General features: G+C 44.5%; 4 protein-coding genes. 2 read left to right on the top strand and 2 right to left on the bottom strand.

The genetic code is table 11. From position 1 onward, the window contains the following. Positions 1-18 precede the first annotated feature (18 nt). Together HRU21_12650 and thrH are read left to right on the top strand one after the other, a co-directional pair. On the top strand, positions 19-345 hold the full coding sequence (locus HRU21_12650) for a hypothetical protein (GenBank protein ID NRA43139.1): 327 nt from the start codon (positions 19-21) through the stop codon (positions 343-345). A 207-nt stretch (positions 346-552) separates the two neighbouring features. Continuing rightward, complete coding sequence (gene thrH, locus HRU21_12645; GenBank protein ID NRA43138.1) at positions 553-1,170, top strand: bifunctional phosphoserine phosphatase/homoserine phosphotransferase ThrH; 618 nt, start codon at positions 553-555, stop codon at positions 1,168-1,170. Positions 1,171-1,327: 157 nt separating this feature from the next. Here the strand turns inward: thrH and HRU21_12640 are convergent, their stop codons facing one another. Both HRU21_12640 and HRU21_12635 read right to left on the bottom strand, forming a co-directional pair. Then, the gene (locus HRU21_12640) at positions 1,328-1,624 is read right to left on the bottom strand and encodes a DUF2970 domain-containing protein (protein ID NRA43137.1); all 297 of its coding nucleotides are present in this window, start codon (positions 1,622-1,624) and stop codon (positions 1,328-1,330) included. Continuing rightward, a partial coding sequence (locus tag HRU21_12635; protein ID NRA43136.1) for a methionine synthase occupies positions 1,624-2,535 on the bottom strand: 912 nt, incomplete at its 5' end. The genes HRU21_12640 and HRU21_12635, both read right to left, overlap by 1 nt.

The following is a 2,535-nucleotide window of genomic DNA, read 5'->3' as shown; positions in this document are numbered from 1 at the left end:
TTTATGAGTTTGGGTTTAATGCCAAAAATCGTGTTTACGGCAGCCGATGCTGACGTTATCAAAACCTACGTGAGGTTAGGTTTGGGGATTGGTATTGTCGCTTCGATGGCTTATAAGCCCGATGCCGATGGGGATTTAGTATGCCTGAATGCAGGTCATTTGTTTTCGCCCAGCGTTACCCGAATTGGTTTTCGTAAAGGCGCATATATACGCAGTTTTATGTATGACTTTATTGCCCAATTTGCGCCTCATCTGACTCAAAATATGGTTGATAAGGCGATAAACTGTAGTTCTAAGGCTGAGCTAGACGCCTTGTTTGCAAACGTTGACCTGCCTGAGTATTAGCTAGCACTTAATCCTAGCCAAATTTGCGGCTGTGTTGAGAAAGATACTCAGCATGGCTGCTTGCATTTAACTGTAAATGCTTGCCTTTCTACTTAGCTCCTACTTATTTTATACCCGGCTTTTCTACTTGGCTTTTCTACTTGCCTTTTTCGCCTCAACTGTTAGTCTGCGCAGCGTTTATTTAATTCTAACGAGCAGGAGAGTAGTGTGGAAATCGCATGTCTTGATCTAGAAGGTGTATTGGTTCCAGAAATCTGGATCGCATTCGCTGAATTAACCGGTATTGAGGCGTTAAAAGCGACAACGCGTGATATTCCTGATTACGATGTCTTGATGCAGCAACGGCTGCGCATTCTGGATGAGAATAATTTAGGCCTGGATGATATACAAAAAGTTATTGCCGAGCTGTCGCCGCTTGAGGGCGCCAGAGAGTTTGTTGACTGGTTGCGCGAGCGTTTTCAGGTGGTAATTTTATCGGATACGTTTTATGAGTTTTCTGCGCCGTTGATGCGTCAGTTGGGTTATCCAACATTGCTTTGCCATAAGTTAGAGGTAGATCATAACGGCAAGGTAACAGACTATAAATTGCGCCAAAAAGACCCTAAGCGTTGTTCTGTTCAAGCTTTCCATAGTCTAAATTACCGCGTGATTGCTGCTGGTGATTCCTACAACGATACTACGATGTTGGCTGAAGCCGAGCAGGGCATTCTTTTTCATGCACCGCAAAATGTGATTGATGAATTTCCTCAGTTTCCTGCCGTGCATACATTTGCTGAGCTTAAGCAAGAGTTTATTAAAGCCAGTAATCGCGATTTAACGCTGTAGTTTTGCTCTAAGCGCTAAGACATTATCAAAAAGAGCCTAAGGGCTCTTTTTTTGTATTGAGCGCAGTCTGTAAATATTGAAGCTGAATATTGGAAAATCAACAATGGCAACTAACCTTGGCAGCTCAAATCTATTGATGATAGATGAGTGCTTAGAGCTATTGATGCGCTGAAAGTAAGTAATTGACCAGCAGTAAGATGCTGCCGATAAATAAGGCAGTACATATGATGCCGCCAATCACATAGGGCATGATCGAACTTGAGCCAAAGTCTTGTTGGTAGCGTTTGCTGCTTTGCACACCAACAGCACCGGCCAGCATGCTTTGTAGAAGCTGTTTAAAGCCAGGTTTTGATGGCGCAATGCTGTCAACCTGCTGAGCGGGGTGTTTCGCCTGGTGCGATGACTCAGGCGAGGGTGACGGCAAAGATGTTGACGAAGAGGCTTGTTTATCCATTATGACTCATCATACCCGAGATTTGGTCGCAGCCAGCGTTCACATTCTGACAACGGTATGCCTTTTCGAGCTGCATATTGCTCAACCTGATCACGGTTAATATTACCAACAGCGAAGTATTGGCTGTCTGGATGCCCGAAATACCAGCCGCTCACTGAGGCTGCTGGAAACATCGCGAAATTATCAGTCAGACTGACGCCGGTTGCATTTTCGGCATCGAGCAAACTAAATAAAGTCGCTTTTTCAGTATGATCAGGGCAGGCGGGATATCCCGGTGCTGGGCGAATACCCTGATAGCGCTCGCGGATCAGTTCCTCATTGCTGAAACTTTCTGCATCAGTGTAACCCCAGTATTTTGTTCTGACTTGCTGATGCATATACTCTGCCAGTGACTCTGCAAATCGATCTGCTAGGGCTTTTACCATAATCGCATTATAGTCATCATGCGCTTGCTCAAACTCTTTCGCTAGTGCCTCGGCATTTATGCCGGCAGTTACCACAAAGCCGCCAATATAATCTTGGCCCGCTGATTTTGGCGCAATAAAATCAGCAAGGCTTTGATTAAACTTGCCTGCCGGCTTTTCTTGTTGCTGACGCAGGTGGTGAAGCGTAGCCAACACCTCGCCATTATTATCATAAAGCTCAATATCGTCGTGATTGACTTGATTAGCTGGCCAAAAACCAATCACGGCATTTGCCACTAACAGTTTTTCGTCAAGGATTCGTGTGAGTAATTCTTGTGCATTCGCAAATAAGTCTTTTGCTTGTTCGCCAACAATTTCATCATCAAAAATACGCGGGTATTTACCGGCCAATTCCCACGAAATAAAGAAGGGTGTCCAGTCTATGGTGTCGATGAGTAAACTTAAATCAATATTGTGTAATTGCTTAGTGCCGATAAAGCTTGGTTT

Source organism: Pseudomonadales bacterium, from assembly GCA_013215025.1.
GTDB lineage: Bacteria > Pseudomonadota > Gammaproteobacteria > Pseudomonadales > DT-91 > DT-91.
Note: the sequence above shows the minus strand (reverse complement) of the source record. Positions and strands in the feature narration are given on the sequence as shown.

What these genes read in the sequence shown, in the direction of transcription:
- HRU21_12650 (NRA43139.1), top strand. Translation starts at nt 19, where the DNA reads ATGCCAAAAATCGTGTTTACGGCAGCCGATGCTGACGTTATCAAAACC.
- HRU21_12640 (NRA43137.1), bottom strand. Translation starts at nt 1,624, where the DNA reads ATGGATAAACAAGCCTCTTCGTCAACATCTTTGCCGTCACCCTCGCCT.